General features: G+C 48.2%; 30 protein-coding genes, 1 tRNA gene and 1 pseudogene. 27 read left to right on the top strand and 5 right to left on the bottom strand.

Annotated elements, in window-relative coordinates:
• Positions 1-4 precede the first annotated feature (4 nt).
• Entirely contained in the window at positions 5-220 is a 216-nt protein-coding gene (locus O3682_RS07925) for an aminotransferase class IV (protein WP_371509455.1), read from the top strand.
• A gap of 44 nt (positions 221-264) precedes the next feature.
• On the opposite strand, the gene O3682_RS07920 is transcribed toward O3682_RS07925, so the two are convergent.
• Positions 265-1722, bottom strand: coding sequence for a DUF389 domain-containing protein (locus tag O3682_RS07920; protein ID WP_371509454.1), 1458 nt, complete (start codon positions 1720-1722; stop codon positions 265-267).
• A 182-nt stretch (positions 1723-1904) separates the two neighbouring features.
• A pseudogene (locus O3682_RS07915) lies at positions 1905-2432 on the bottom strand (IS1595 family transposase); the annotation flags it as partial.
• Between the two features lie 254 nt (positions 2433-2686).
• Here O3682_RS07915 and acpP point away from each other — a divergent pair.
• From acpP to O3682_RS07845, 14 genes are all read left to right on the top strand, one after another.
• The gene (acpP, locus tag O3682_RS07910) at positions 2687-2923 is read left to right on the top strand and encodes an acyl carrier protein (protein WP_003679644.1); all 237 of its coding nucleotides are present in this window, start codon (positions 2687-2689) and stop codon (positions 2921-2923) included.
• Positions 2924-3084: 161 nt separating this feature from the next.
• Entirely contained in the window at positions 3085-4332 is a 1248-nt protein-coding gene (gene fabF, locus O3682_RS07905) for a beta-ketoacyl-ACP synthase II (protein WP_371509501.1), read from the top strand.
• Positions 4333-4474: 142 nt separating this feature from the next.
• The gene (locus O3682_RS07900) at positions 4475-4693 is read left to right on the top strand and encodes a hypothetical protein (protein ID WP_371509452.1); all 219 of its coding nucleotides are present in this window, start codon (positions 4475-4477) and stop codon (positions 4691-4693) included.
• Complete coding sequence (locus O3682_RS07895; protein ID WP_371509451.1) at positions 4690-5586, top strand: rolling circle replication-associated protein; 897 nt, start codon at positions 4690-4692, stop codon at positions 5584-5586. Before O3682_RS07900 ends, O3682_RS07895 begins: the two co-directional genes overlap by 4 nt.
• 5 nt (positions 5587-5591) lie before the next feature.
• Positions 5592-5861: a hypothetical protein gene (locus O3682_RS07890; RefSeq protein ID WP_371509449.1), complete on the top strand. Its 270-nt coding sequence runs from the start codon at positions 5592-5594 to the stop codon at positions 5859-5861.
• 93 nt (positions 5862-5954) lie between these two features.
• Positions 5955-6179 (top strand): hypothetical protein, encoded by a 225-nt coding sequence (locus tag O3682_RS07885; protein ID WP_371509447.1) that lies wholly within the window; start codon positions 5955-5957, stop codon positions 6177-6179.
• Positions 6180-6188: 9 nt separating this feature from the next.
• A complete protein-coding gene (locus O3682_RS07880; protein ID WP_371509445.1) occupies positions 6189-6503 on the top strand; it encodes a hypothetical protein in 315 nt (104 codons plus the stop codon).
• Entirely contained in the window at positions 6493-8283 is a 1791-nt protein-coding gene (locus O3682_RS07875; RefSeq protein ID WP_371509443.1) for a virulence factor TspB C-terminal domain-related protein, read from the top strand. Before O3682_RS07880 ends, O3682_RS07875 begins: the two co-directional genes overlap by 11 nt.
• A 1-nt stretch (position 8284) precedes the next feature.
• The gene (locus tag O3682_RS07870; protein WP_371509441.1) at positions 8285-8566 is read left to right on the top strand and encodes a DUF2523 family protein; all 282 of its coding nucleotides are present in this window, start codon (positions 8285-8287) and stop codon (positions 8564-8566) included.
• Between the two features lie 12 nt (positions 8567-8578).
• Positions 8579-9757 carry a zonular occludens toxin domain-containing protein gene (locus O3682_RS07865; RefSeq protein ID WP_371509439.1) on the top strand — a complete coding sequence of 393 codons (1179 nt, stop codon included), beginning with the start codon at positions 8579-8581 and terminating at the stop codon, positions 9755-9757.
• A 552-nt stretch (positions 9758-10309) separates the two neighbouring features.
• Positions 10310-11269, top strand: coding sequence for a transposase (locus O3682_RS07860; protein WP_371509437.1), 960 nt, complete (start codon positions 10310-10312; stop codon positions 11267-11269).
• A 244-nt stretch (positions 11270-11513) separates the two neighbouring features.
• Positions 11514-12206: a hypothetical protein gene (locus tag O3682_RS07855; protein WP_049351302.1), complete on the top strand. Its 693-nt coding sequence runs from the start codon at positions 11514-11516 to the stop codon at positions 12204-12206.
• A gap of 140 nt (positions 12207-12346) precedes the next feature.
• Positions 12347-13234, top strand: a complete 888-nt coding sequence (locus O3682_RS07850; RefSeq protein ID WP_371509436.1) for a homocysteine S-methyltransferase family protein — start codon at positions 12347-12349, stop codon at positions 13232-13234.
• 98 nt (positions 13235-13332) lie between these two features.
• The gene (locus O3682_RS07845; RefSeq protein WP_371509434.1) at positions 13333-14763 is read left to right on the top strand and encodes a basic amino acid/polyamine antiporter; all 1431 of its coding nucleotides are present in this window, start codon (positions 13333-13335) and stop codon (positions 14761-14763) included.
• A 66-nt stretch (positions 14764-14829) separates the two neighbouring features.
• On the opposite strand, the gene O3682_RS07840 is transcribed toward O3682_RS07845, so the two are convergent.
• Entirely contained in the window at positions 14830-15159 is a 330-nt protein-coding gene (locus O3682_RS07840; RefSeq protein WP_371509432.1) for a rhodanese-like domain-containing protein, read from the bottom strand.
• Positions 15160-15211: 52 nt separating this feature from the next.
• On the bottom strand, positions 15212-15868 hold the full coding sequence (locus tag O3682_RS07835; RefSeq protein ID WP_371509430.1) for a protein-L-isoaspartate O-methyltransferase family protein: 657 nt from the start codon (positions 15866-15868) through the stop codon (positions 15212-15214).
• A gap of 183 nt (positions 15869-16051) precedes the next feature.
• Here O3682_RS07835 and tpiA point away from each other — a divergent pair, with 183 nt between their 5' ends.
• The 5 genes from tpiA to O3682_RS07810 all read left to right on the top strand — a co-directional run bounded on the left by tpiA (position 16052) and on the right by O3682_RS07810 (position 18427).
• Positions 16052-16825 (top strand): triose-phosphate isomerase, encoded by a 774-nt coding sequence (gene tpiA / locus O3682_RS07830; RefSeq protein WP_004519014.1) that lies wholly within the window; start codon positions 16052-16054, stop codon positions 16823-16825.
• Between the two features lie 7 nt (positions 16826-16832).
• On the top strand, positions 16833-17192 hold the full coding sequence (gene secG, locus O3682_RS07825; protein ID WP_036492092.1) for a preprotein translocase subunit SecG: 360 nt from the start codon (positions 16833-16835) through the stop codon (positions 17190-17192).
• A 15-nt stretch (positions 17193-17207) separates the two neighbouring features.
• Positions 17208-17293: transfer RNA gene (locus O3682_RS07820), tRNA-Leu, on the top strand.
• A gap of 90 nt (positions 17294-17383) precedes the next feature.
• A complete protein-coding gene (locus tag O3682_RS07815) occupies positions 17384-17941 on the top strand; it encodes a UbiX family flavin prenyltransferase (protein ID WP_371509428.1) in 558 nt (185 codons plus the stop codon).
• A gap of 51 nt (positions 17942-17992) precedes the next feature.
• The gene (locus tag O3682_RS07810) at positions 17993-18427 is read left to right on the top strand and encodes a pyridoxamine 5'-phosphate oxidase family protein (protein WP_371509426.1); all 435 of its coding nucleotides are present in this window, start codon (positions 17993-17995) and stop codon (positions 18425-18427) included.
• A 53-nt stretch (positions 18428-18480) separates the two neighbouring features.
• Here O3682_RS07810 and ppk2 read toward each other — a convergent pair whose 3' ends face one another.
• Positions 18481-19410 (bottom strand): polyphosphate kinase 2, encoded by a 930-nt coding sequence (gene ppk2 / locus O3682_RS07805; RefSeq protein ID WP_371509425.1) that lies wholly within the window; start codon positions 19408-19410, stop codon positions 18481-18483.
• 167 nt (positions 19411-19577) lie between these two features.
• Between ppk2 and O3682_RS07800 the strand changes: the two genes are divergently transcribed.
• The 7 genes from O3682_RS07800 (at position 19578) to O3682_RS07770 (ending at position 25197) form a co-directional block, all read left to right on the top strand.
• On the top strand, positions 19578-21362 hold the full coding sequence (locus O3682_RS07800; protein ID WP_371509424.1) for a bifunctional chorismate-binding protein/class IV aminotransferase: 1785 nt from the start codon (positions 19578-19580) through the stop codon (positions 21360-21362).
• A gap of 101 nt (positions 21363-21463) precedes the next feature.
• Positions 21464-22324, top strand: a complete 861-nt coding sequence (locus O3682_RS07795; RefSeq protein ID WP_150536963.1) for a ParB/RepB/Spo0J family partition protein — start codon at positions 21464-21466, stop codon at positions 22322-22324.
• Between the two features lie 280 nt (positions 22325-22604).
• Positions 22605-22958 carry an ATP synthase subunit I gene (locus tag O3682_RS07790; RefSeq protein ID WP_049331704.1) on the top strand — a complete coding sequence of 118 codons (354 nt, stop codon included), beginning with the start codon at positions 22605-22607 and terminating at the stop codon, positions 22956-22958.
• Positions 22948-23814 carry a F0F1 ATP synthase subunit A gene (gene atpB, locus O3682_RS07785; protein WP_003748099.1) on the top strand — a complete coding sequence of 289 codons (867 nt, stop codon included), beginning with the start codon at positions 22948-22950 and terminating at the stop codon, positions 23812-23814. Before O3682_RS07790 ends, atpB begins: the two co-directional genes overlap by 11 nt.
• Positions 23815-23878: 64 nt before the next feature.
• A complete protein-coding gene (gene atpE, locus O3682_RS07780; RefSeq protein WP_004519005.1) occupies positions 23879-24115 on the top strand; it encodes a F0F1 ATP synthase subunit C in 237 nt (78 codons plus the stop codon).
• Positions 24116-24188: 73 nt separating this feature from the next.
• Positions 24189-24659 (top strand): F0F1 ATP synthase subunit B, encoded by a 471-nt coding sequence (locus O3682_RS07775; protein WP_003708446.1) that lies wholly within the window; start codon positions 24189-24191, stop codon positions 24657-24659.
• A 4-nt stretch (positions 24660-24663) separates the two neighbouring features.
• Positions 24664-25197 carry a F0F1 ATP synthase subunit delta gene (locus O3682_RS07770; RefSeq protein WP_004519004.1) on the top strand — a complete coding sequence of 178 codons (534 nt, stop codon included), beginning with the start codon at positions 24664-24666 and terminating at the stop codon, positions 25195-25197.
• Positions 25198-25200: the final 3 nt, after the last annotated feature.

Below are 25200 nucleotides of genomic sequence, written 5' to 3'. Positions count from 1 at the left end.
AAACATGAACATGCACAAAAACACCCGTCTCACCCCGTCTCTGGATTTGGATATCCTCAACGGCATCATGCGCCAAGCCGTGTTGCAGCAGCTGCAAACCTACTTTGGCGCGGACACCATCATCGAAACACACATCACCCGCGATATGCTCGAACGTGCAGAAAAAATCCGCCTCTCCAACGCCTTGAGAGGCGTGTTTGAGGCGGATTTGGTGTACTAGGAACAATCAATGATTTCTCGGAAATGGATAAAGCCTGAAGGCGATTATTCGTTAGACGGTTTATCTGTCTGAGACTTGTGCGTTTGCAATATGCGCACTACCTTACCCTCATAACGCTGGCGTAACCACGCCTGTATCCGCTCGTGATCTTTGGCAGGTAGTGGCTGCTCCAATTCGAGAGAGACAACGACGATATCGTCATATGTATCTGTCTTCGGTTCTGCGTTTTTTTGGCTTTCAGACTGTTCGGAAACAGGCGTTGTTTGCGCTTTATCCCAAGCCAAGCCGCGTCCGACAACGATTTTTTCCGCTTCCGGATATTGGGCTTTTAATTCCTTGAGTACCGCTGCATCGTCGATATCGGAGGCTTTGCCTGCCAGTACGGTATCGATATAGGCCTGCTGCTCTTTCAGCTCATTTTGCTGCTGAACCGGGTTGTTTCGGCTTGCCAGCAATTCTTCGATTTTGGCATTGTTCCCTCCCGCATAGACCACGTTGACCTTCGGCTCTTTCACCCCCGACGCGTTAAGGCTTTTCACCAGCAAGGCGGAAATTTTCTCGGCATTGCCCGTTCCATTGACAACCAGACTGACTTTATTTTCTCTATGGTTCAACATCTTACGCAGCACGAAAAAACCTTCCTGTTGCTTCGCAGTGGCAATGGCAGCATTGGCTCTGGTGTTGAAGATTTCCTGACGCACCAGTCCTGATGCCATATAGCCGCTCGGAATCATGACAGCAAGTACGACGGCAGTAATAATGATGCTGTGCAACCGGCGTTTGGATTCCTTTACCAACCCCCTGCGCGGCAGCTTGAGCAGCTTGGAAAACAACAAGGTCGCAAAAGCGATGAACACGCAGTTGATGGCAAAAAGATATGAAGCACCGAGAAAGTAGTGCCAGTTGCCATGTGCCAGTCCGTAGCCCGCAGTACACAGGGGTGGCATCAATGCGGTAGCAATCGCCACACCCGGTATGGCATTGCCTCCCTCTTTTCGGGTCAGCGCCACAATACCCGCACTACCGCCGAAGAAGGCAATCAACACATCCCAAAGGGTCGGCTGAGTACGCGCCAAAATCTCGCTTTGCGCCTCTTTAAGCGGGGTTAACAGGAAATACAACGTAGCGGTAATCAAGCTGATGACGACGAATATAATAATATTGCGCACGGCTTGACGGATCAGCGCAGTATCCCCTACCGCCAAACCGTAACCCATACCGACTATCGGCCCCATCAACGGCGAAATCAACATCGCTCCGATCACTACTGCCGTGCTGTTTACATTCAGACCGATACTCGACACGGCAATGGCAAACATCAATACCCACATACTGGTTCCGGTCACCCGAGTATTGGCGCGGATGGTGGCATCGATCTTATCGGGATGAGCTTGGTCATGCGCAAGATTGAACACATCTTGCAACTTGGTCATGGCGCCATTGTCTTCTTTTGGCTGATTTTCTTGTTCTTCTTGGTTTTTAATGTTTTCTTGGTCTTGCATTTTCATCCTTAAATCAATCTTAACGATTGTCTCTGAATATTTAATTAACTGGAATTTCGGATACTGATAATTATGCTTTATACTGATTTCAAATATGATTAAGCAGATACCTTGCAGAAGGTTAGCATACACATGAAAACGCTGACAACGCTGATCCTGCGTAGGCCTTCACGAAACCAGCAGACACGTTTTGCCTGATTCCAAAAATTCTCAATGCCGTTAATGTGGTTCTGACGGTCGGCAAATTCCTTGGAATGGTTGATGCGGTAATGGATGAAACCGCTCACGTCCAACTTGTCGTAGCTGCTCAGGCTATCCGTGTAAACAATGCTGTCCGGCATGATTTTCTTTTTGATGACAGGGAGTAACGTTTCAGACTTGGCATTATCCACCACAACGGTATAGACCCGTCCGTTGCGTTTCAGAATGCCGAAGACAACCACTTTTCCTGCCGCACCGCGACCACGTCTGCCTTTACGCCGTCCGCCGAAATAGCTTTCGTCCAGTTCGACTGAGCCCTCAAAAACCTCATCGGCAGCCAAGGCCAAATGATAGTTGATAACCGTGCGGATTTTACGGTAGAACAGTGCTGCCGAATTGGGATGGATACCCAAAATATCGGCGGCAGAACGGGCGGTAACTTCGAGTACAAAAAAACGAAGCAGTTCTTTCTGTACTTTTTTCTTTAATTTGCAGTGCGTTATCTTCATATTTCGAGGGTAACATATCTGCTAATCTAGTACAGCCCCTTGTTTTTAATAATGTTAATGTTAATACGTAACAAAAACAAATTCCTGCTTGTAGGTTAAAATCAGCATATGCTAATATGCGCAACAACAGGTTTTTCCAGAATAATCTGTGCTAAAATGCAGGATTAGATGGAAAACTCTATCCGAATTCGGTACAATACCGACGAATTATTTCCCTTAAACAACCTGCCGCAAGGCGAAAAGGAACGACTGACATGTCAAACATCGAACAACAAGTTAAAAAAATTGTTGCTGAACAACTGGGCGTAAACGAAGCCGAAGTGAAAAACGAATCTTCTTTCCAAGACGATTTGGGTGCTGACTCTCTGGACACCGTAGAACTGGTGATGGCTTTGGAAGAAGCTTTCGGCTGCGAAATCCCTGACGAAGACGCTGAAAAAATCACTACCGTACAATTGGCTATCGACTACATCAACGCCCACCAAGGCTAATCGGTCGCACCAAACATCCAGCCTCTGCTGCGCCATCGCAATAGAGGCTTTTACCTTATTATTAAACCCCTGAAATTTCAGACGGCATGAGTTTTGCCCGTTTCACGAAGAAAAAGAGCAAGGCTGCCGCGAAAATCCCGACAACCAACAGCGAGATTATCATGAGTCAGAGAAGAGTAGTCATCACAGGTCTTGGCCAAGTATCACCGGTCGGCAACGACGTCGCCACCGCATGGAGCAATCTGCTCGCAGGCAAAAGCGGCATCGGACGGATTACCCGCTTTGACGCATCCGACATCAACAGCCAAATCGCCGGCGAAGTACGCGATTTCGATATCGGCCAATACATCAGCGCGAAAGAAGCGCGCCGTATGGACGTGTTTATCCACTACGGTATCGCCGCCGCCCTGCAAGCCATCAATGATTCAGGCTTGGACGATTTGGAAACCCTCGACAAAGACCGCGTCGGTGTCAACATCGGCTCCGGTATCGGCGGCCTGCCCAGCATCGAAGCGACCAGCAAAGCCGTTATCGAAGGCGGCGCGCGCAAAATCAATCCTTTCTTTATTCCGGGTTCGCTGATTAACCTGATTTCCGGTCACGTGACCATCCTCAAAGGCTACCGCGGCCCGAGCTACGGCATGGTTTCTGCCTGTACGACCGGCGCACACTCTATCGGTGATTCTGCACGACTGATTAAATACGGCGACGCAGACGTGATGATTGCAGGCGGAGCAGAAGGCGCAATCAGCACTTTGGGCGTTGGCGGTTTTGCCGCCATGAAGGCACTTTCCACTCGCAATGACGACCCTGCTACCGCTTCCCGTCCGTGGGACAAAGGCCGTGACGGTTTCGTTATCGGCGAAGGCGCTGGCGTGCTGGTGTTGGAAGAATTGGAACACGCGAAAAAACGCGGTGCGAAAATTTACGCCGAAATCGTCGGCTTCGGTATGAGCTCCGATGCTTACCACATTACCGCGCCTAACGAAGAAGGCCCTGCATTGGCGGTTACTCGTGCGCTGAAAGATGCCGGCCTGAATCCTGAAGACGTTGATTACGTCAACGCACACGGTACATCGACTCCTTTAGGCGATGCCAATGAAACCAAAGCCATCAAACGCGCTTTAGGCGATCATGCGCGCAAAGTCATCGTTAACTCTACCAAATCTATGACCGGCCACTTGCTCGGCGCAGCCGGTGGCGTGGAAGCGTTGTATAGTGTGTTGGCAGTACACGAGCAAAAATCTCCACCAACCATCAACATCTTTGAACAAGACGTTGAAGCCGGTTGCGATCTGGACTACTGCGCCAACGAAGCACGCGATGCGAAAATCGACGTTGCCATCTCCAATTCCTTCGGCTTTGGCGGTACCAACGGCACATTGGTATTCAAACGCTTCAAAGACTGATAGAAGGTTTTAAGTAGATTGAAAAGGCCGTCTGAAACTGGATTTCAGACGGCCTTATATATTGCACTCCGTTAAGGGAGTGTAAATTACAAACCAAACCCCTTGACAAGTTCCGATTAACCGACTTTTCAAGGGGTCTGAAATGTCAACATTTGCCTACTACACAATTACACCGCAACCTGAAAAAAATCCCGTTGCCTACATCTTCCGCCTGTTTTCCGAGACCTGCGGAACCATCGATTGCTTGGAAACCAAAGCTTTTCCTATTCGCAATCACAACAATCCCCAAATCACTTACGGCGAAGCCGATTTATACGGTCAATTAAGCGTATCCGCACTGATGGCGGAGGTGCAATCATGAACCGTTCAGCTTCAGCAAGCGCGGAACGCGCTCTTCCTTGTCTAAATAGTAACAACTGCATTGAGACCGCAAACAGCGGCGAAATCAAGCAGTTGCCAAGTCAGTATGAAAACCGTAAAGCGGACACGCTGAACGAGTTTTCCACTTCTTACAAAAAATCCACTACCGCCCTAGAAATGAACGTAAAAGCGTTTATTGAAGCCTTCGGCCTGAACAAAGTCGGCTTTTTAACCCTGACCTTCGCTGATGACGTAACCGACCCGAAAGAAGCGCAACGCCGTTTTCACAGCTTAAGAACCAACTTCCTTAAACGACACTTTCCTGAATACGTCTGCGTCTACGAGCGCACGAAGAAAGGCCGTATCCATTTCCATTTAATCGTAAATACCCGTGTCGACATACGGCGTGGCCTGAATTTCCGCGAAATCGCCGCAGGCAGATATAGCTCGGCCAATCCCGCATTGCGACAACTGTGGGCATTGCTCCGTGAAAACGTCCACAAATACGGCTTTGGCCGAACAGAACTGTTGCCGGTCAAAACCAACAGCAAAGGTTTGGCGCGATACGTATCCAAATACATCAGCAAACACATCAACAGCCGACTGCCAGAAGACAAAGGTTATAGGCTCGTGCGTAACAGCATGGATAAAAAATACGTGTGGAAAGTAGCAAACAGCAATTTTGCTTTTGTGTCCAAAGGCTCGAAAGAGTGGAGACGCAAGTTAAAAAAGTGGGTTGAGCAGGTAGAAAGTTACCTGAACAGCGTAGCAGAGTGGAACTACCGCGTATCTCTACCTAGCATTACCCAAGAGAATTACAACACCGTCTTGGCATTTGTCCTAAGCCCGAAATGGGCATTTAAAAACCGCGAAATCATCGTAAACATGGAGTAACCAGCATGAGCGAAAACCAAACCCCGAAACAAGGCTTTTTTGTAACCGCGTCATTTGACCGCGCCTTTGTCAAAGAGCGCAAAAATGCGGACGGCACATACATTAAAGTCCACTATATCGGACTCCTCGTCCGCAGTGACGACGGCACGCAGCTTTGCGAATTGCGTACAAAGCACCCTGAAAAATACCAGCATTTAAAGCGCGACCAAGTTGTAACGTTGCAAATCCACCCACGCGCCTTTAAAGACAACGTTTATTACTCGGACGAAAGTTAACGAACAAACAAAATTCAGGGTTTGGCCGTTTCCCCTGAATCAGACCCCTAAAAACGGCCACAAAATTTTTTAACTCACTTAAAGGAAAAAATCATGAATATCATGAAACTGAAAACCGCAGCGCGTAACGCCGCTGCAACCGTAGCAGTAGCCGTAATGTCTGCTCCCGTTTGGGCTGATGACACACCGTTGGAAGCCGCAAAAGCCGAAATCGCCAGCATGAAAACGGGTATTGCAGGCATTGGCGGCGTGATTATTGGCGTAGCCGTTGCAATCGTAACCATTGGCGTAATTAAACGCGCAGTATCCAAAGCCTAAGGAAACGACATGGGTTATCAAGTCGGAAGAATCTGCTACGGCACAGAAGCCGAAGCAGTCAACACTGTGATGACCCAAGTCGTACCGACGATAGATAAAGACGGGGTGTTACATCACCCCGTTTTTAACGGCAGGACTTGGACATACAAACAGCAGGGGCATGAATACCCCGTAAAACCCACATTTCCCCAATGCGACCCGAACGAATACACAAACGCAGGCAGGGAAGTAGGAATAGCCCTGTTGGGCGCGTTTGTCGTCGTTTGGATTATCCGCGCAGTGCTTTCAACCTTGAACATAATGAAAGAAAGAGATGAAGAATAATGCTCCCCGAAATTTTATTTTTAATTGCCGCCGCCCCCTACCTGTTCTGCTGCTGGGCGTTGTCGTTCCTCATGCTCAAGTAAACGCAGACGCGCAACTACCACCACCTGCACACCACCAAAACGTAGGCTTTCCATCAGCCCAAAAGCTCGAGCAAATGGGATACAACAGAGAGAAAGGCGTTTGGCAAGTACAAACAAACCCAACAGGCAAACCGACAGTAAGCAGCGGAGGCGGCCAAATCACCGGAACGCAGGGTCAGCGCGTAACCGTAACAGACGGCTACGGCAACAAGGCCACGGTTAACACGCAAGTAACGCAGCGCGTGAATACGGGTAGGGTTGAAATGGCGATTGGAGGCACGCTTGCAGGATTATCAGCAGCAGGCGGAGCTATTGGATCTGACTATGCAGCTTGGGCATATAGAGATATTAAAGCAGGAGACTGGGGCGACGCAGCTAGAAATACAGTTGGCGCGTTGTTATCAGGTCTAGCAGCGTTGGATATAACTGGACTTGGTAGCGGGATTAATAATTTTTTAGATAAAACAGGTATTAGAAACAACTCAAGCGGCCAACAATTAGGCCAAATCGCCGCCCAACAACAAGCCGCCCAAGCCCAAGCAGAAAAAGCAGGCGACTTCAGCGGCGCAGTAGCTCACGCTGCAGCAAAAAAAGCAGCAGAAGCGGCCGCCAAAGCCAAAGCCGCACAAGAAGCCGCACAACTTCCGCCTACAAAAAACGAAAACGGTAAAACAAAATATAGGTACTTTGTTCGTTTTAATGAGACCGCTTTAAGAATGGACAAAAATGGTAATTGGGTTGAGGGATGTTGTAAACATACCCAATGGGTTTCAGGCTATTCAGATTCACCAATTGGAAATTATGACGATTTAAATTTTTCAAATAATAAAGGATCAAAAGAGTTTAAATACAGAATAAAAGGCACAGACATTCTTTTGAATTATAAATTTAAGTTTACTGGTGATAAAGATTATTACGATACTGTAGGCGTTTCAGTTTACGATTTTGGTTCAAAAATTCCTGATGAAGAAATAAGACCCGAAGTAAACACCAAAGACTTCCAACTAACCCAACAGGAAATGTTAGACATTCTCAAGCGCATGCTTGAGAACCAACAAACCAACCATGCCGAACTGATGAACCAGCTCGCCAAAATGGGCAACGTCGTACCCGATTCGACAACATCGACCGAGTTCACACCGGCAACGGCTACTACCGCCCCTTATACTCCGTCAGGCTCAAACACACCGCAGCAGACCCAAATAACGATAAACAAAGACGGCAGCGTAACAACAAGCGTTATTCCTCGTTCCGATCTCGTACCGAACAGCCCACAAGCCCCAACGCGAAGCTCGTTGATACCAAACAACCCCAGTACACCAACCACACCCACAAGCCCCACGAGTCCGACCACCCCCACGACACCGACTAGCCCAAACAACCCAAGCACACCTATCACACCCGATAATCCGACCGTGCCAAACAAGCCTAAAGAAGACCAACCACCGCAGGAAAATACAGCCTATGAAGACCCCGACATACCCACCCAAACCGTAGATTTAGACTTTAAACCAGCCGATATATTTTCAGTTGATGGCGTATGCCCCGAACCTAGAAGCGTAGATTTCAGCATGTTCGGACAACATGAATTTTCATATGACCCCCTATGCGATTTTGCCCGAAAAATAAGGCCGATTTTGATACTTATCACAATCGTATCCTGCTCCTTTTTCGTTTACTCATCACTGAAAGACTAAAATGAATATTGGGAACATCATAACCGCCGTACTGATGACCGTAGCAGGCAGACTAATCGCAGCGTTTGGCCTGTCGTTTGTAACATACGTTGGTCTGAACGAAGTGCAGAGCCGCATAGTCGCGGCCATTGCCGAAAACCTGAACACCATCCCAAAAGAAGCCTTGCAGATTGCCTATATCGCAGGCTTGGGCGTAGTGCTTAACTGGATAATCGGCGCATTTGCCTTTGTCATTTCCACAAAAAGCCTGACCAAACTGGCCGCAGGCATATCCAAAAAATAGAGAGAAAAAGCCATGTTATATCTGTTCACAGGCGTACCAGGTTCGGGCAAAACCCTGAATGTCGTCTCCATGCTCGCAAAACGTCCCGACCTTAAAAATCGCCCGTTGTTTATAGACGGTATTCCAGATTTAAAAATCCCACATGAACAAATCCCCGAGGGCGAAAGCATCCAAACGTGGCCGAAGTGGGCGCCGACAGGCGCAATCATCGTGGTTGACGAATGCCAGCGCATCTTTAGGCCGCGCCCGAGTGGCTCAAAAGTACCTGATTATGTTTCAGAGCTTGAAACCCACCGCCATCGCGGCCTAGACTTCTTTTTTATTACCCAGCACCCAAGATTGATTGATGCGAATTTAAGAAGCCTGATTGAGCATCATACCCACGTAAGCAAGACCGAACTAGGCGTAAGGCGCAAACTAGAATGGAGTACGGGCGGAGCGAAAAATCCCGAAAGTAGGGCAGACGTAAGAGACGCACTCAAAAGCGTGTATAAGCTTGATAAAAGCGTGTACGGCCTATACAAATCAGCCGAAGAACACACCAAAATCAAAACAGGCCGCAGCAAAGTCTTTTACCTGATTCCTGTCATTCTTTTGATGATAATCGGTGGCCTTTGGGGCTTTTATGACTTTTGGGGAGACTTCAAAAAAACCACACCGACCCTCACGGCGCAGCAGGAAGTTGCCGCGCCAGCGGCAAGCCCCGAAACGGGCGGCACGGTGGGGGCGCAAGCCCAAAACGGGACGCACGGGACGGGGCAATACCCCGAAGCGCAGCCAACGCCCGAGCCGCAGCATCAGCGGCCACACCTGACCGAAGACGATTATAAGCCAGCCATAGACGGCCAACCCCACACAGCCCCGATATATGACCAATACAACAAAGCAGTAAAAACCATGCCCTACCCAGTCGCTTGCGTTAAAAACGCCAACCGCTGCACCTGCTACACAGACCAAGGCACACCTATTAAAGGCTTCAGCAAAACCCAATGTCTTGAGTTCGTAGAGAACGGCATATACAATCCTTATAAAGAAGCGGCGGCCACACCGACACCGACACCGACGGCAGCAGAGCCGAAAGAGAGCGGCGGCCAAGTGCTGACAATGGGCGGAGAGAGTCCGCAAAATCTGATGTATGACGGTTACAACGAAAAAGCGTTAAGTAATAAAGGGGCAAAAGTAGGGATATGAATTGTTTATTATCATTCTTTCTGGGTATTGTTGTAGCGACGGCTTATGAACGTAAAGGCTGGAAAGGCTTAATAGGCATGCGATGGCCTTTTAAAATAGCCCTTTTATTAATTGTAACGCTTGGGATATTTCTACTAACCCAAAACCCCTAATTCCCCCACCCACTTACACACAAGTCAAGGGGAGGACGTCCAGAAAGATTTGTAAAGGCGTGCTTTTTGCCTTTATAAATCTTTTTGGATACCCCTTTACGCTAGCCAAACAAAAAACGCTATTAGCAAGGGTTGGGGCGGTTTTTTTGCCCCAATCCCTGCCACGTGGCGAACGCGGGGCGCAGGGGCAGAGCCCCGCAAAACCCAAGAGACCCAACCCCCTATTGTTTTAAAAGCAGAACAATAAGGGGTTTGGCCTCATGATCCAAACCGCCGCCCGCGACTTCCCAAGTACGGCAAGGCCGCAAGGCCGCAAAAAAGACTGAAGCGCGGGCGATTCCCTACCCAAGTTTGTACACTATCTAGGGCGTAAAGCCCGTATCCATAAGGCAAAAAAACCATGAACCTAGGTATAGACGTGTCAAAAGACACCTTAGATTGCTGTCTGATTTCAGACGGCATTTTTTTTGAACGGCAGTTTAAAAACAACAAAGCAGGATTTGAGCAACTCAAATCATGGTTGAAAAAGAGCGGAGTAACCAGTGCCTTACATTGCTGCTGCGAAGCAACAGGCAAATATTACGAAGCTGCCGCCGATTACTTGGCCGGAAGCTACGTTATGAGCGTGGAAAACCCACGCAAGATAAAAGGCTACGGCAATGCCAAGCTGCAACGATCAAAAACCGACCGACTGGACGCAAGGCTAATTGCCCAATACTGCCGTGATATGAAGCCGCGAGCGTGGCAAAAGCCAAGCGAAGCACAAACCAAACTCAAAGAACTTAACCAATACTGCCAGCGGTTGAAAGCCCAAAAAGCCGCCGAACAAACAAAACTACACACCGCGCCCGACTACCTCGCCCCACTCATCGAAGACACAATCAGGCATCTGCAAAAGCAGATTAAGGCCGTTCAGGAAAAAATCGGCAAATTCCATCAAGACTATCCCGATTACAAGGCAAACAGAAACCGCCTTAAGACCATCACAGGCGTAGGCGACAACACGGCCGACACTCTGCTAACCGTATTGGCCGAACAAGACCGATTTGAAAACCAGCGGCAATTTACCGCCTATCTCGGACTAGACCCCAAACAATTCAAATCAGGCACGAGCGTCAAAGGCAGAGAGCGTATATCAAAAGTCGGTAGCAGCCGACTACGAACTGCCCTTTATATGCCAGCCATGCACGCCTACCGCAGCCGAACTTTTGCCCCTTTTGTGAGCCGATTGAAAGCTAACGGCAAAAGGCCGAAGCAAATCATAGTCGCCCTGATGCGCAAACTTGCCGTCATCGCCTACAACTTGATAAAGACAGGGAAAGACTTTGAGCCGGAAAGATACATGAGCAAAAACCAGTAACCTTTGAAGATACAAACCTAAAAACAAAACCTGCTGAAAAATCAGCAGGTTTGAGTAATTGCGCCTAAGTGAAATGTAAAGATAGTGTAAAAGACGTGGACATATTATTACACTATCTTTTTTATTTTAAAATACAAATATTCTTGATAATCTGTATCATTTATATAAAAATATAGACTCCAATCAATATTGCCCGGATTTTGACGGGCAATCAACCCAATTACATTTTTATCAGGAGTCTGCAATGAAAACTATCCGTATTCTAGCATTGGCCGCCGCGCTGGCCGCCGTGCCTGCATTTGCGTCTGATTTCGGCCATGAACAGGCATTGACCATAGACGGCAAGCCTGCCCATTTGGCAGAAACTTCAGCCCGTATTTTGGCAAACGAAACCCTGACTGCTCCGCAACTGGTCGAAGATATCACTGATGGATTCGGTTCGAAAAAAATTCCAGGTTATAAATTGATGATTATGGGCCGCACTTATTCGGTGGCGGCAGAAACCAAACCGCCGAAAGAGGGCCAAACTCAGTGGCGGGACAATACGTTCATTCATCGCGGCGTAAAACTGTTTGTCGGTATTCCGGTCAAAAACGGCAAGATGGATTTGGCGTCTGCCAGATTGATTAATATCGGCGTGGTTGATGACAACGGTGGTGCCGCGCCTCATGATGAGGGTGAAAAAATCCGTCCGGTCGGCAAACAGCTGATGTCTCCCGATACCAAAGTGGAAAATGTGAAACTCAATATTGCCAAACTGACGTTGCCAAATATGAAATTGGGCGAAACCAGTGGTGGTGGTGTGAAATTGGAAGCATCGGCAACATTGGACGGTAAGCCGATACAGACTAAAATCGACAGCACTTTCTCCCGCTTCTATTCCGCCAAACCAGCCGCTACACGGCCGTTTATGGCAGATGCACGGTTTGTGAAATAATTGCAAAGGCCGTCTGAGATCCAGTTTCAGACGGCCTTTTATATAACGAAACTGCATAATTTAGTTCTGTATAAATTAAAGGTAAGGAGTTAAAAAAGCGTAGAATGGCGATTTTAAAAATTCATCATTGGAGGTCGATCATGACGGTAACGATTTTAGACGGTGGAATGGGGCGTGAACTGCATCGGCGCGGCGCACCGTTTCGTCAGCCGGAATGGTCTGCTTTGGCTTTGATGGAAGCACCGGATATTGTGCGTGAAACGCATTTGGATTTTCTCCAGGCCGGCGCACAGGTGATTACGACCAACAGCTATGCGCTTGTTCCGTTTCATATCGGGCAGGAGCGCTTTGATGCTCAAGCTGCCGAATGGGCAAGGCAGGCCGGCCGTTTGGCGCGTGAAGCGGTGGAACAAAGCGGAACTACTGCAAAAGTGGCCGCAAGCCTGCCGCCGTTGTTCGGTTCTTACCGCCCTGACTTGTTTGACAAGCAAGTCGCACCTGCTTTGGCGCGCCCTTTAATATCGGGTTTGATGCCGTTTGCTGATATTTGGTTGGCAGAAACTGTATCCAGCTTGGAAGAAGCGCGTTTCTGGCGCAGCAGTCTGCCTGATGACGGTAAGCCGTTTTGGGTGTCGTTTACTTTGGAAGATACGATGCCGCATGATGTACCGGTGTTGCGTTCGGGGGAAAACGTGCACGAGGCGGCGGATTTCGCGGTAGAAATAGGTGCGGCGGCAATGTTGTTCAATTGCAGTCAGCCTGAAGTAATGGCAGAAGCTTTGAAAGTGGCACATGAAGCCCAAGGCCGTCTGAAACTGGGTGTTTACGCCAATGCATTTGAACCGGTAAAAGGACAGATGAACGATGCCAACGACGGTTTGGACCCGATTCGCGCCGATGCCACGCCGGAAAATTATTTGGCATGGGCGAGACAATGGGCGGATTTGGGTGCGGAAATCATCGGCGGGTGCTGTGGTATCGCACCTGAACATATCCGTGCGTTGGCGCAAGGATTTAAGGCCGTCTGAAAGTGGCTGCATAATATTTTGATACGGTTAGAACAGGCTAAAAAAGCCGGTAATGCCGTCGCTTCACAAACACATAATGATAAAAATCAGGAATAAACATGTCGCAAAAATCTCAAATCGGCTTGGTTGCACTGACGGCCTTGGTTATCAGTTCCATGATTGGTTCGGGTATTTTCAGCCTGCCGCAGAATATGGCTGCCGTTGCAGGTTCGCAGGCTTTGCTGTTGGGTTGGCTGATTACCGGTGTGGGCATTATCTTTCTCGGCCTGTCATTTTCGGCCTTGTCCAAACTTAAGCCTGAATTGGACGGTGGTATTTATACGTACGCTCGCGACGGCTTCGGCGATTTGATGGGTTTTTTCTCGGCGTGGGGCTATTGGCTTTGCACCACGGTCGGTATTGTCGGCTATTTGGTGGTTGCGTTTGAAGCAGTAGGCGGATTTGTCGATACGCCGGGCAACGTGATTTTCGGTAAAGGCAACACATTTGCTGCTTTTGTTGGAGAATCAGTAATTGTGTGGCTGATTTACTGGTTGGTAGTGCGCGGTATTAAAGAAGCGGCAGGAGTAAACCTGATTGCGACGGCAGTCAAAGTATTTCCGCTGATTTTATTTATCGGTATGGCAGCCTATTTCTTTCAAACCGAAGTGTTTATGTCCGATTGGACAGGGGCGAGCCTTGCGACGCCTGAAAATCCTGATGTCAGCCTGATGACGCAGGTGAAAAACACAATGCTGATTACGTTGTGGGTGTTTACCGGTATTGAGGGTGCGGCGGTTTTGTCCAAGCATGCGCGAAGTCGTGCTGATGTCGGTCGAGCAACCATTATCGGCGTCAGCTTGACGCTGGCCATGTATGTGGCAATTACTGTCTTGGCTCAAGGCATTTTGCCTCGTATGGATATTGCAGCAATGGCTAATCCGTCTATGGCGGGCGTGTTGGCGCACATGGTCGGCCCTTGGGGTAAAGTATTGATTTCTTCCTGCCTGATTGTGTCTGTGTTGTCGTCTTATTTAAGCTGGACGCTGTATGCGACCGAGATTCCGCACATGGGTGCGAGAAACGGCGCATTTCCAAAATCGTTTATCCCGTTGAATAAAAACGAAGTGCCGCAGGGTTCGTTGATGTTTACCACCTTGACCGTGCAGTTTTGCCTATTGCTGGTGTGGTTAAAAGGTGAGGATTATTCTGCTTTGCTGATGGTATCGACTTCCATGATTTTGATACCGTATCTGTTAATTGGGGCATATTTGCTCAAATTATCGCTGACACAAAAGGCTGTGGCAAAATACCGCCTTATCGGTGCGGCAGCATCGCTTTATGCGGCTTGGATTGTCTATGCGGCAGGCACGGAATATTTGCTGCTTTCAGTCTTGCTCTATTTGCCCGGCGTATTGCTGTTTCTCTATTCGCAAAAGAAACACTACGGAAGTTGCCAGTTCAACCGTATGGAAAAAGCCGTATTGGTATTGCTGTTGATTTTGGCTGTGCCGGCCGTACAGCAGTTTGTCGCTAGCTTACAAGCGTAAGCAGAAAGGTTTGAAAAAGGCCGTCTGAAATCCAGTTTCAGACGGCCTTTTATTGATAAAGCCGATTCAATACCGCATCATTTTGCTGTCCACCTGCATTGCCCAAGCATCAATACCGCCTTGCAGGTTGTAGAGGTTTTCAAATCCTGCATCTTCTAAATACATTGCCGTGTGCAGGCTGCGGATGCCGTGGTGGCAGTAAACGACGATGGGCAAATCGTCGTCGGGCAGCTCGTTTTGGCGCAGGGGGATGAGGTTCATCGGGATATGAATGGCGGCGGGTAGGGTGCAGATGGCGTATTCTTCATCGGTGCGGACGTCGAGCAGATGAAATGCGCGGCCTTCGTCCTGCCATTGTTTCAATTCGGTGGGCGAGAGTTGGATGATGTCGGTCATAGGGTAGAATATGAAAGTATGAGGCCGTCTGAACTTTCAGACGGCCTGTTGTTTAAAAATCGAAATCGCCGAACGGATTGGCCGATTTGTCTTCCAAGTGGGCTACGACAGTGTCGAACAATACCTTTTCGGAAAACTCGTTGCCGTTACGCGTCAGCAAAAGCGCTCGTTGTATCGGTTTGCGGCCGACGATGACCACCATACGGCCGCCGTCTTTCAGTTGCTCTTTCAGAATTTCAGGTACGCTGTCTACTGCGCCGCCCACATAAATCGCATCAAAAGGAGCGCCTTGCGATGCTTCGGTCAGGCCGTTGTTTTGCACATAATCGACGTTGGCAAAGCCCAATTCGTCCAAAACTTTTTTGGCGCGTTGCTGCTGCTCGGCATCGATGTCATCGGTTACGACTTTGCCGGCCAGTTTGGACAGCAGGGCGGTTGCATAGCCTGAGCCTGTACCGATTTCTAAGACGGTTTCGTCTTTTTTCAGTTTCAAACCTTGAGCCAGGCGGGCAACGACTTTGGGTTCCAACATCTTATGGCCGTTGGCCAGCGGCAGCTCCATATCCGCATAGGCCAAACCTTGAAAAGCCTCGCCGACAAAATGTTCGCGCCCGATCTCCTCCAAAGCATCCAAAATGTCGAAGTCCAAGACATCCCACGGACGAATCTGCTGTTCAACCATATTGAAACGCGCTTTTTCAAAGTCCATATTTGTGCTCCGTTCAATTCTTAATTTTATCGAAACATACATTATAAATCCTTGTCGGAGAGTGTGCCATCTTTCAGACGGCCCCGGAGGCTTGTTAATAATTGCCAAGCGCACATATATCCACTAAACTTTCACATTACACGACGCTACAGCAAGCAACAACCAACACACGGAGCAATAAAGATGTATCACCAAATCGGAATGTGGGACCAAAAATGGGTTATCGGCAACTGGAAAATGAACGGCCGACTCCAAAACAACAATGCGCTTATGCACCGCTTCCGTGTCATGCCAACCGCAGAACGCGTGTTAATCGGCCTGGCCGCTCCGACCGTTTATCTGTTGCAACTGCACAACGCCATGCAGATTGTTTTGAACAACCGCATCTTGACCTGTGCGCAAGACGTGAGCCGTTTCCCGAATAACGGCGCGTACACCGGCGAAGTGTCCGCCGAAATGCTTGCCGACATCGGTACAGACATCGTCCTCATCGGCCACTCCGAGCGCAGCCTTTATTTCGGCGAGAAAAACGAAATCCAACGCCGCAAAATGGAAAACGTCCTCAACGTCGGCCTGATTCCATTGTTGTGCGTCGGCGAAAGCTTGGAAGAACGCGAAGCCGGTAAAGAACACGAAGTCATTGCCCACCAGCTTTCCATCCTGCAAGGTTTGAACACCAAAAACATCGCCGTTGCCTACGAGCCGGTTTGGGCGATCGGTACAGGCAAAGTCGCCACCGTCGAACAAATCGCCGACATGCACGCATTTATCTACAAAGAAATCTTGTCTTTGTGCGGAAGCGATGTTAAAATCCGCGTTCTTTACGGCGGAAGTGTGAAAGCGGATAACGCAGCCGACATCTTCGCAGTACCTCATGTAGACGGCGCATTGGTTGGTGGCGCGTCATTATCATATGACTCCTTTACCGCCATCATCAACGCAGCACAAGCCTCGTAGAAAACATATGGAAGCCTTTAAAACCCTTATCTGGATTATTAATATTATTTCCGCTCTATTTGTAATCGTGTTAGTATTGCTACAACACGGTAAAGGTGCGGATGCCGGCGCAACATTCGGTTCCGGCAGCGGTAGCGCGCAAGGCGTATTCGGTTCTGCCGGTAATGCCAACTTCCTCAGCCGCTCGACTGCCGTTGCTGCAACATTTTTCTTTGCGACCTGCATGGCAATGGTGTATATTCACACTCACTCCAATAAGCACGGTTTAGACTTCAGCGATGTGAAGCAGACCCAGCAAGCTCCTAAGCCTGCAACGCCTGCACAAAACAATACAACTCCTGTTGCACCGAATCCTCAGCAGCAGTAAGACAATTTGATTTATGCCGACATGGTGGAATTGGTAGACACGCTATCTTGAGGGGGTAGTGGCCGTAGGCTGTGCGAGTTCAAATCTCGCTGTCGGCACCACATTAGAAAATCTAACCGCTTTTTAGCGGTTATTTTTTCGTCTTGAGAATCTGCCTTTCATTTATCTTTAGGCCGAGACAGGGAAATACAATGAAGCGTTTGGTTGTCGGCATCAGCGGTGCCAGCGGTTTTCAGTATGGCGTGAAGGCTTTGCAGCTTTTGCGTGAGCATCAGGTAGAAACACATTTGGTGGTTTCGCAAGGAGCGGAGATGACCCGCGCTTTGGAAACAGATTACACCAAAGAAGACGTTTATACTTTGGCGGATGTCGTGCATTCTGTCCGTAATGTCGGGGCAAGCATTGCCAGCGGTTCGTTTTTGACGGATGGAATGTTGATTGCGCCGTGTTCAATGAAAACCTTGGCTTCGGTTGCTCACGGATTTGCCGATAATTTGCTCAGCCGTGCGGCGGATGTAACGTTGAAAGAGCGGCGCAAATTGGTATTGATGGTGCGTGAAGCACCGTTAAACTTGGCGCACATTGAAAATATGCGCCGCGTGACAGAGATGGGCGGTATTGTGTTTCCTCCCGTTCCAGCTTTATATCAGAAGCCCGAATCCATCGAAGATATGATTACACACAGCGTCTCTCATGCTTTGGACTTGTTCGGTATCATTCAAAACGATGTGCCGCGCTGGCAGGGTTGATGTTTCAGACGGCCTGAGTATAAGTTACGACTGAGAATGAAGATAAGAGCCATGCAAACGATTCCTGCCAATATAGTGAAGTTTTTAAGCAATCATCATGTCATCAGTATTGCTGCTGCGGAAGAGGGCGAAGTTTGGGCAGCTTGCTGTTTTTATGTGTTTGATGAGGCGAATGCCCGATTGATTGTGCTGACTTCTTTGAAAACGAAACATGGCGGAATGATGAGCCGTTCTGCCAAAGTAGCCGGTACCATTGCCGGACAACCTGACAGTATCACGAAAATCAGCGGCATTCAGTTTGCGGCGACTGCCGCTTTGATTGAGGATGAAGCAGATTTGAAAGCGGCGCAGTCTTTGTATTACAAAGCGCATCCTGCTGCCAGAGTGATGAAAAGTGATGTCTGGGCGTTGAATTTGGATAATGTAAAATTCACTGACAATAAATTGGTATTTGCACAAAAAACGTATTGGAATCGCGAGGATTAAGAAAAGGCCGTCTGAAAGATGAAATTTCAGACGGCCTTTGGTAATGTTACAAATTAATCGTGTCCGAGCTCGACAGTTTTGTCTTTGTAACGTGTATCAGGAACCAAAACGATTTTCTCGTCCACTTTGCCGATGGCTTTCACGTCTTTGCCCGGATAGTCCAGTTGATGCAGGAAGTAGCGGATACAGTTCAAACGTGCACGTTTTTTGTCGTCGGAACGGATGATGACCCAAGGCGCGTCGCCGGTGTGGGTGTGGAAGAACATAGCGTTTTTGGCTTCGGTGTAGTCGTCCCAGCGGTCGAGTGACTGGATATCCACAGGGGACAGTTTCCAGTGTTTCAGTGGGTCGTCACGACGGGAGATGAAGCGACGGAGTTGTTCTTCGCGGGATACGGAGAACCAGAATTTGAACAGATGGATGCCGCTGGCAACAAGCATACGTTCCAATTCAGGGGTTTGACGCATAAAGAGCAGGTATTCGTTGGGTTCGCAGAAGCCCATTACGCGTTCTACGCCTGCACGGTTGTACCATGAGCGGTCGAAGAATACCATTTCGCCTGCGGTCGGCAGGTTTTGGACGTAGCGTTGGAAATACCATTGGCCGCGTTCGGTAGTAGTCGGTTTTTCCAGTGCGACAACGCGTGCGCCGCGCGGATTCAAATGTTCCATAAAGCGTTTGATGGTACCGCCTTTACCGGCTGCGTCGCGGCCTTCAAACAGGCTGACGATACGCTGACCGGAATCTTTAACCCAGCTTTGTACTTTCAACAATTCGATTTGCAGCTTCTGTTTTTCTTTTTCGTAAACAGAGCGGCGCATACGTTGTTTGTACGGGTAGTTGGCAGGAAGCGGTGCGCTGCTGGAATCTTCGTCAGTGCCGCGTCCTTCGTGTTCCAAAACAGCCTTTTCGAATACTTGCAGCTGGTCTTGTTTCTCGCCCAGTTCAACATTCTCGAACGGTTCTAATTGGTGGTCTGCCATAAAGTCTCCTTATCGATTAAGTTTTAAATGATATGGTGTGGTATGACTTGATTTTACCTCTTTATGCTGTATTAGCCTACATAAAATTACACATAAGCAATTTTTTCCGGTTTGTTTGATAATTTTTGTAAAAACAGCGTATAATCAGCCTATTTGTATCATACATCATGCCTTATTTCGCCCTGTTCGACGATGCGGTAAGCGGTCGTGCAAAACTCTATCAAAATCATGTGGAAAGCCATCGGTTTTATCATAACGAACTGGATTCGTTAACAAGTATTTTGCAAGCCGGCTGGAAAAAGGGTTTGCATGCAGTGTTGTTTGTAGACTACGAATTTGGGTTGCCGCTGATGGATATTCCATCTGGCCGCAGTGGCAGTCTACGTTTGCACTGGTTTGCCGATTGTTCTGAAATCGATGCCGAAAGCTGGTTGGCCAATCATTCAGACGGCCTGGCGGCAGGCATCTCCACTCCCCGATTCTCCGTATCCGAAGCCGATTATCTCGAGCATATCCGCCAAATCCACGAGGCCATCCGCCGCGGCGATACCTATCAAATCAATTACACCGCACGCCTGCACCTACAAACTTATGGCAATCCGATTCAGCTTTACCGCCGTTTGCGTCAGCCTGTGCCGTATGCCGTTTTGTCTTGTCTGCCCGACGGGGCAGGGCAGGAAGCGTGGACTTTGTGTTTTTCTCCTGAACTTTTCCTCAAAATCGATTCAGACGGTCTGATCACAACCGAGCCGATGAAAGGTACTGCGCCGATTCTTCATGACGGACAAGATGAACGCCGCGCCGTTGAATTGCAAAACGACCCGAAAAACCGTGCCGAAAATGTGATGATTGTCGATTTGTTGCGCAATGACCTTGGTAAAATCGCACAAACGGGCAAAGTACGCGTGCCTGAACCGTTTAAAGTTTCCCGTTTCGGCAGTGTTTGGCAGATGACAAGTGCCATCGAGGCGCAGGCACTGCCTGATGTTTCGGTTGCCGATATTCTCAGCGCAGCCTTCCCGTGCGGCAGTATTACCGGCGCGCCCAAACGTATGAGTATGCAGATTATTGAGTCCCTTGAGTCCGAACCGCGCGGTTTGTACACAGGCAGCATCGGCTTTTTGCATCCGTGCGATACGGGTTTGGGATTTGAAGGCGTATTTAATGTTGTGATTCGTACCTTATCTCTGAAACCGGTTTCAGACGGCCTTTATCAAGGTGTTTATGGTGTGGGTTCGGGGATTGTGATTGATAGCGATCCTGAAGCCGAATATCGCGAGTGCGGTTGGAAGGCGCGTTTCCTCAATGACTTGCGGCCTGATTTCGGTATTTTTGAAACCATGTGCGTGGAAGATAGACAATGCCGTTTGCTTGATTTACATTTAGGCCGTCTGAATAGCTCGGCGCAAGCACTCAACCTGACTTGGCCTCAAAATGCAATAGAGCAAATTCAACACTATATAGATGCGTTACCAAGTGGATTATTTAGAGTCAAAGCCGCTTTGTTTTCAGACGGCCTTGTCTTGAGCCATGCGGCTGTTTCTGAATTGGATGGGCAACAATACGTCATCTTGAGTGAACACACATTAAGTCAACGCGATTATCTGCGCCGTTTCAAAACCACACGCCGTGAAATTTTTGACCAAGCATGGAAAACGGCAGAAGGGCAGGGTGCATTTGACAGCCTGTTTTTCAATTCAGACGGCCTGTTGTTAGAGGGCGGAAGAAGCAATGTGTTCGTCAAATATCAAGGACAATGGCTCACGCCGTCTTTGGATTTGGATATTTTGAACGGGGTAATGCGCCAAGCGGTATTGAAGCAGCCGCAGCTATATTTAGGTGCGGATACAATCAAGGAAACCCACATCACGCGCGCTATGTTGGAAAATGCGGAAGAAATCCGCTTGAGCAACGCTTTAAGGGGCGTTTTTGCGGTTTCGCTCCGTAAATAAATGGCAATAGTCAAATCATCGTGATTCAAATTGTCGTAAAGCGGCAATATCCGATAGAATACGTCATTTCAACAATGAGGCCGTCTGAAAGGGAAAACAATATGGCAAAAGCAAAAGGTGGATTGGGACGCGGTTTGGATTCGCTGATTTCCAATGCGGTGGACAGCAGCAGTAGCGACCGCCTGACAACGGTTGCCATTGCCGATATTCAGCCCGGCCGTTATCAGGCGCGCGTGCAAATTGATGACGAAGCTTTGCAGGAACTGGCTGACTCCATTAAAGCGCAAGGCATTATCCAGCCGGTTATCGTGCGCGAACGTGGTCTGTCTCAATATGAATTGATTGCCGGCGAACGCCGTTGGCGTGCTTCCCAGTTGGCCGGTTTGACCGAAATTCCTGTTGTCATCAAAACCATCAGCGATGAAACCGCGTTGGCCATGGGTTTGATTGAAAACCTGCAACGCGAAAACCTCAATCCGATTGAAGAAGCGCAAGGTTTGAAACGCCTCGCCGACGAATTCGGCCTGACCCACGAAACCATCGCAAAAGCTGTCGGTAAAAGCCGTAGCGCCATTTCCAATAGCCTGCGCCTGTTGAGTTTGCCTGAGCCGGTTCAGGAAATGCTTTATCAACGCCGTCTGGAAATGGGTCATGCCCGTGCGTTGTTGACCTTGCATGTGGTTGACCAATTGGAGTTGGCGCAGAAAGCCGTAAAAAACGGTTGGTCGGTGCGTGAGGTAGAACGTCGCAGCCAATTGGCGCATCAAAAAGCCAAGCCCGAAGCAGCCAAAACCATCAGCCCGGATATCCGCCGCATCAATGATGCATTGACCGAGCATTTGGGCGTTAATGCCGAAGTCAAAACCAGTAATCAGAAAAAAGGCAAAATCGTGCTGCATTTTGATACGCCGGAAACATTCGAATATTTGCTGAAGCAGTTAGGCATCAATCAAGCGTTCTAACGGCTTTATAAACAGAACGGGCCGTCTGAAAAAAGCTTTTCAGACGGCCTCAATTTTTGAAAAAGCGTAGAGCGTATAAATGTTTACAATACAAATCAAAATCTTCTGTAAAATCTATGTAACAACATGTAATTTGTGTTAAACTCCATTCCAGCAAAGATTTGTTTTATATGTGTTAATCATTTATTTATGAAAGGTTCACAAAGATTAACATATTGCTTGACGTTAACAAACTTCTTGATTATATTAGCCTGCCTTGCTTTTTGGGGTGCAAAGTACAATGAATCAGATAGTCCCATTGCAAGTAATTGTATTATTAATAATTTCAGTTGTTTGTGCGTTATTTTCCGGATTGCCCGGCTTCCTCTCTGCTTTGGCGGGAGGATTTTCGTACATTTTGCCTACCCTAGTTGCAGTTTTACTTTTAAAGTTTTCCCGACGAAATCCCGATCTGCAAAGTTCGATGTTTATCGGCGGAGAGGTTTTAAAAGTAGTGCTGTCGCTGGTATCTATGTTGGTCGTTTTTGCGATATGGCATCGATCACTGGTATTTTACCCATTTTTATTGGCGTTTCTTGGCGTCAGTCATTTGGTTTTTTTAGTATTGTTGAGAGTGAAACACTATGGCAGGTGAAACTATGACCGCTGCCGACTACATCAAGCACCACTTGCAAAGCTTGACCAGTATGTCGGATGTTACTCAGGGTCAAGGACTGAAAAACATTGCTGATTTTTCGTTCATTAACCTTGATGCAATCTTTTTTGCCGTTCTGTTGGGCGTAATCGGCAGCTTCCTTTTGTGGCGCGGTGCCAAAAAAGCGACGGCCGGTGTTCCCGGTCGTTTCCAAGCGGCTGTTGAAATTCTGTTCGAATTCGTGGATGACATGTGTAAAAGCATTATCCATAACGAACAATCTCGTAAAGCCGTTGCCCCGTTGGGTCTGACCTTGTTTGTCTGGATTCTCTTGATGAATGCCATGGATATGCTGCCGGTTGATTTGCTGCCGATGGCATGGCAAGGCATTACCGGTAATCATCATGCCCTGTTGCGCGTCGTGCCGACAGCTGACTTGAATACGACTTTGGCTCTGGCGATTGGCGTATTGCTGATCTGTATTTACTACAATGTCAAAATCAAAGGTCTTGGTGGTTGGATTCACGAGTTGTTCTGCGCACCTTTCGGTCCGTGGCTTGCTCCAGCCAACTTCCTGCTGAACTTGGTAGAGTTTTTGTCCAAAACCGTATCCCACGGTATGCGGTTGTTTGGTAATATGTATGCCGGCGAGCTGGTGTTCCTGTTGATCGCTCTGTTGGGCGGTGCATGGGCGTCAACCGGTAGTGTCGAAACTTTGGATCCAATTTTATTTGTGTTCCACCTGATTGCCGGTTTGGCTTGGGCGATTTTCCACATTTTGGTCATCACCTTGCAGGCATTTATTTTCATGGCGTTGGCGTTCGTATATATCGGACAGGCACATGATGCACACTAATCAAGTAGTTTTTTTGTAGTTTGTTTTTTGTAGTTTAACCTTTATTATTTTAAGGAGTTTAAAAATGGGTTTGATTGCTATCGCATGTGGTTTGATCGTTGCCTTGGGCGCATTGGGTGCCTCTATCGGTATCGCAATGGTTGGTTCTAAATACTTGGAATCTTCTGCTCGCCAACCTGAGCTGATCGGTCCTCTGCAAACCAAACTGTTCTTGATCGCTGGTCTGATCGACGCGGCTTTCTTGATCGGTGTGGCTATTGCCCTGTTGTTCGCCTTCGTTAACCCGTTTAGTGGTGCGTAATCAAGACGGAGCGATCCGTTCAGATACAGGCTTACCGTCTGTTTGATTAACCCAGATACGAAGGTTAAGTAACGTGAATATTAATGCAACCTTATTTGCGCAAATCCTAGTTTTCTTTGGCTTGGTTTGGTTTACGATGAAATTCGTATGGCCTCCGATTGCCAAAGCATTGGATGAGCGTGCCGCAAAAATCGCCGAGGGCTTGGCTGCCGCCGAGCGCGGTAAGAGCGATTTTGAGCAGGCGGAGAAAAAAGTTGCAGAACTTATGGCCGAAGGGCGTAATCAGGTAACCGAAATGGTTGCCAACGCCGAAAAACGTGCTGCAAAAATTGTAGAAGAAGCCAAAGAGCAAGCTTCTCATGAAGCAGCACGCATTGCAGCCCAAGCAAAAGCTGATGTAGAGCAAGAAGTTAACCGTGCACGCGAAGTGTTGCGCGAACAGGTCGCTTCATTGGCTGTTAAAGGTGCGGAATCTATCCTGCGTAAAGAAGTCGATGCTTCCAAACATGCAGATCTGCTCAGTGCCTTAAAACAGGAGCTGTAATCTTATGGCAGAGTTCGCAACGATTGCCAGACCTTATGCGAAAGCATTGTTTAGTCTGGCTCAGGAAAAAAACCAAATCGAGTCTTGGTTGGGCGAACTGAAAGAACTCGCAGCGGTTGTTCAAGATGAGAAAGTCATTGCTTTCATCGAGCAGCCGGAAACGGGAGCTTCCGAAAAAGCAGAAACGCTCAAAGGTCTTGTCGGTATCAAAAATGTCGAATTGGCAAATTTTATTACCGTTTTGGCCGAGCAAAAGCGTTTGCTGGTATTACCGGAAATTTATGCCCAATATCAAGATTTGACCTTGATACACAACAATACGAAATCGGCAGTAATTTACAGCGCGTATGAACTCAGTTCTCAGCAGCTGGCCGATGTTACCGATATCCTGACAAAACGCTTCAACAGCAAATTGGATGTGGTAGCTAAAGTTGCCCCTGAATTAATCGGCGGCATCAAAGTAGAAGTGGGTGATCAGGTCTTGGATTTGTCCGTACAAGGCAAACTGAATGCTTTGTATGCGACTATGACGAATTAGGAG

The sequence above is a fragment of the Neisseria sp. 27098_8_112 genome, from assembly GCF_041433235.1.
In the GTDB taxonomy this organism is placed as follows: domain Bacteria; phylum Pseudomonadota; class Gammaproteobacteria; order Burkholderiales; family Neisseriaceae; genus Neisseria.
Note: the sequence above shows the minus strand (reverse complement) of the source record. Positions and strands in the feature narration are given on the sequence as shown.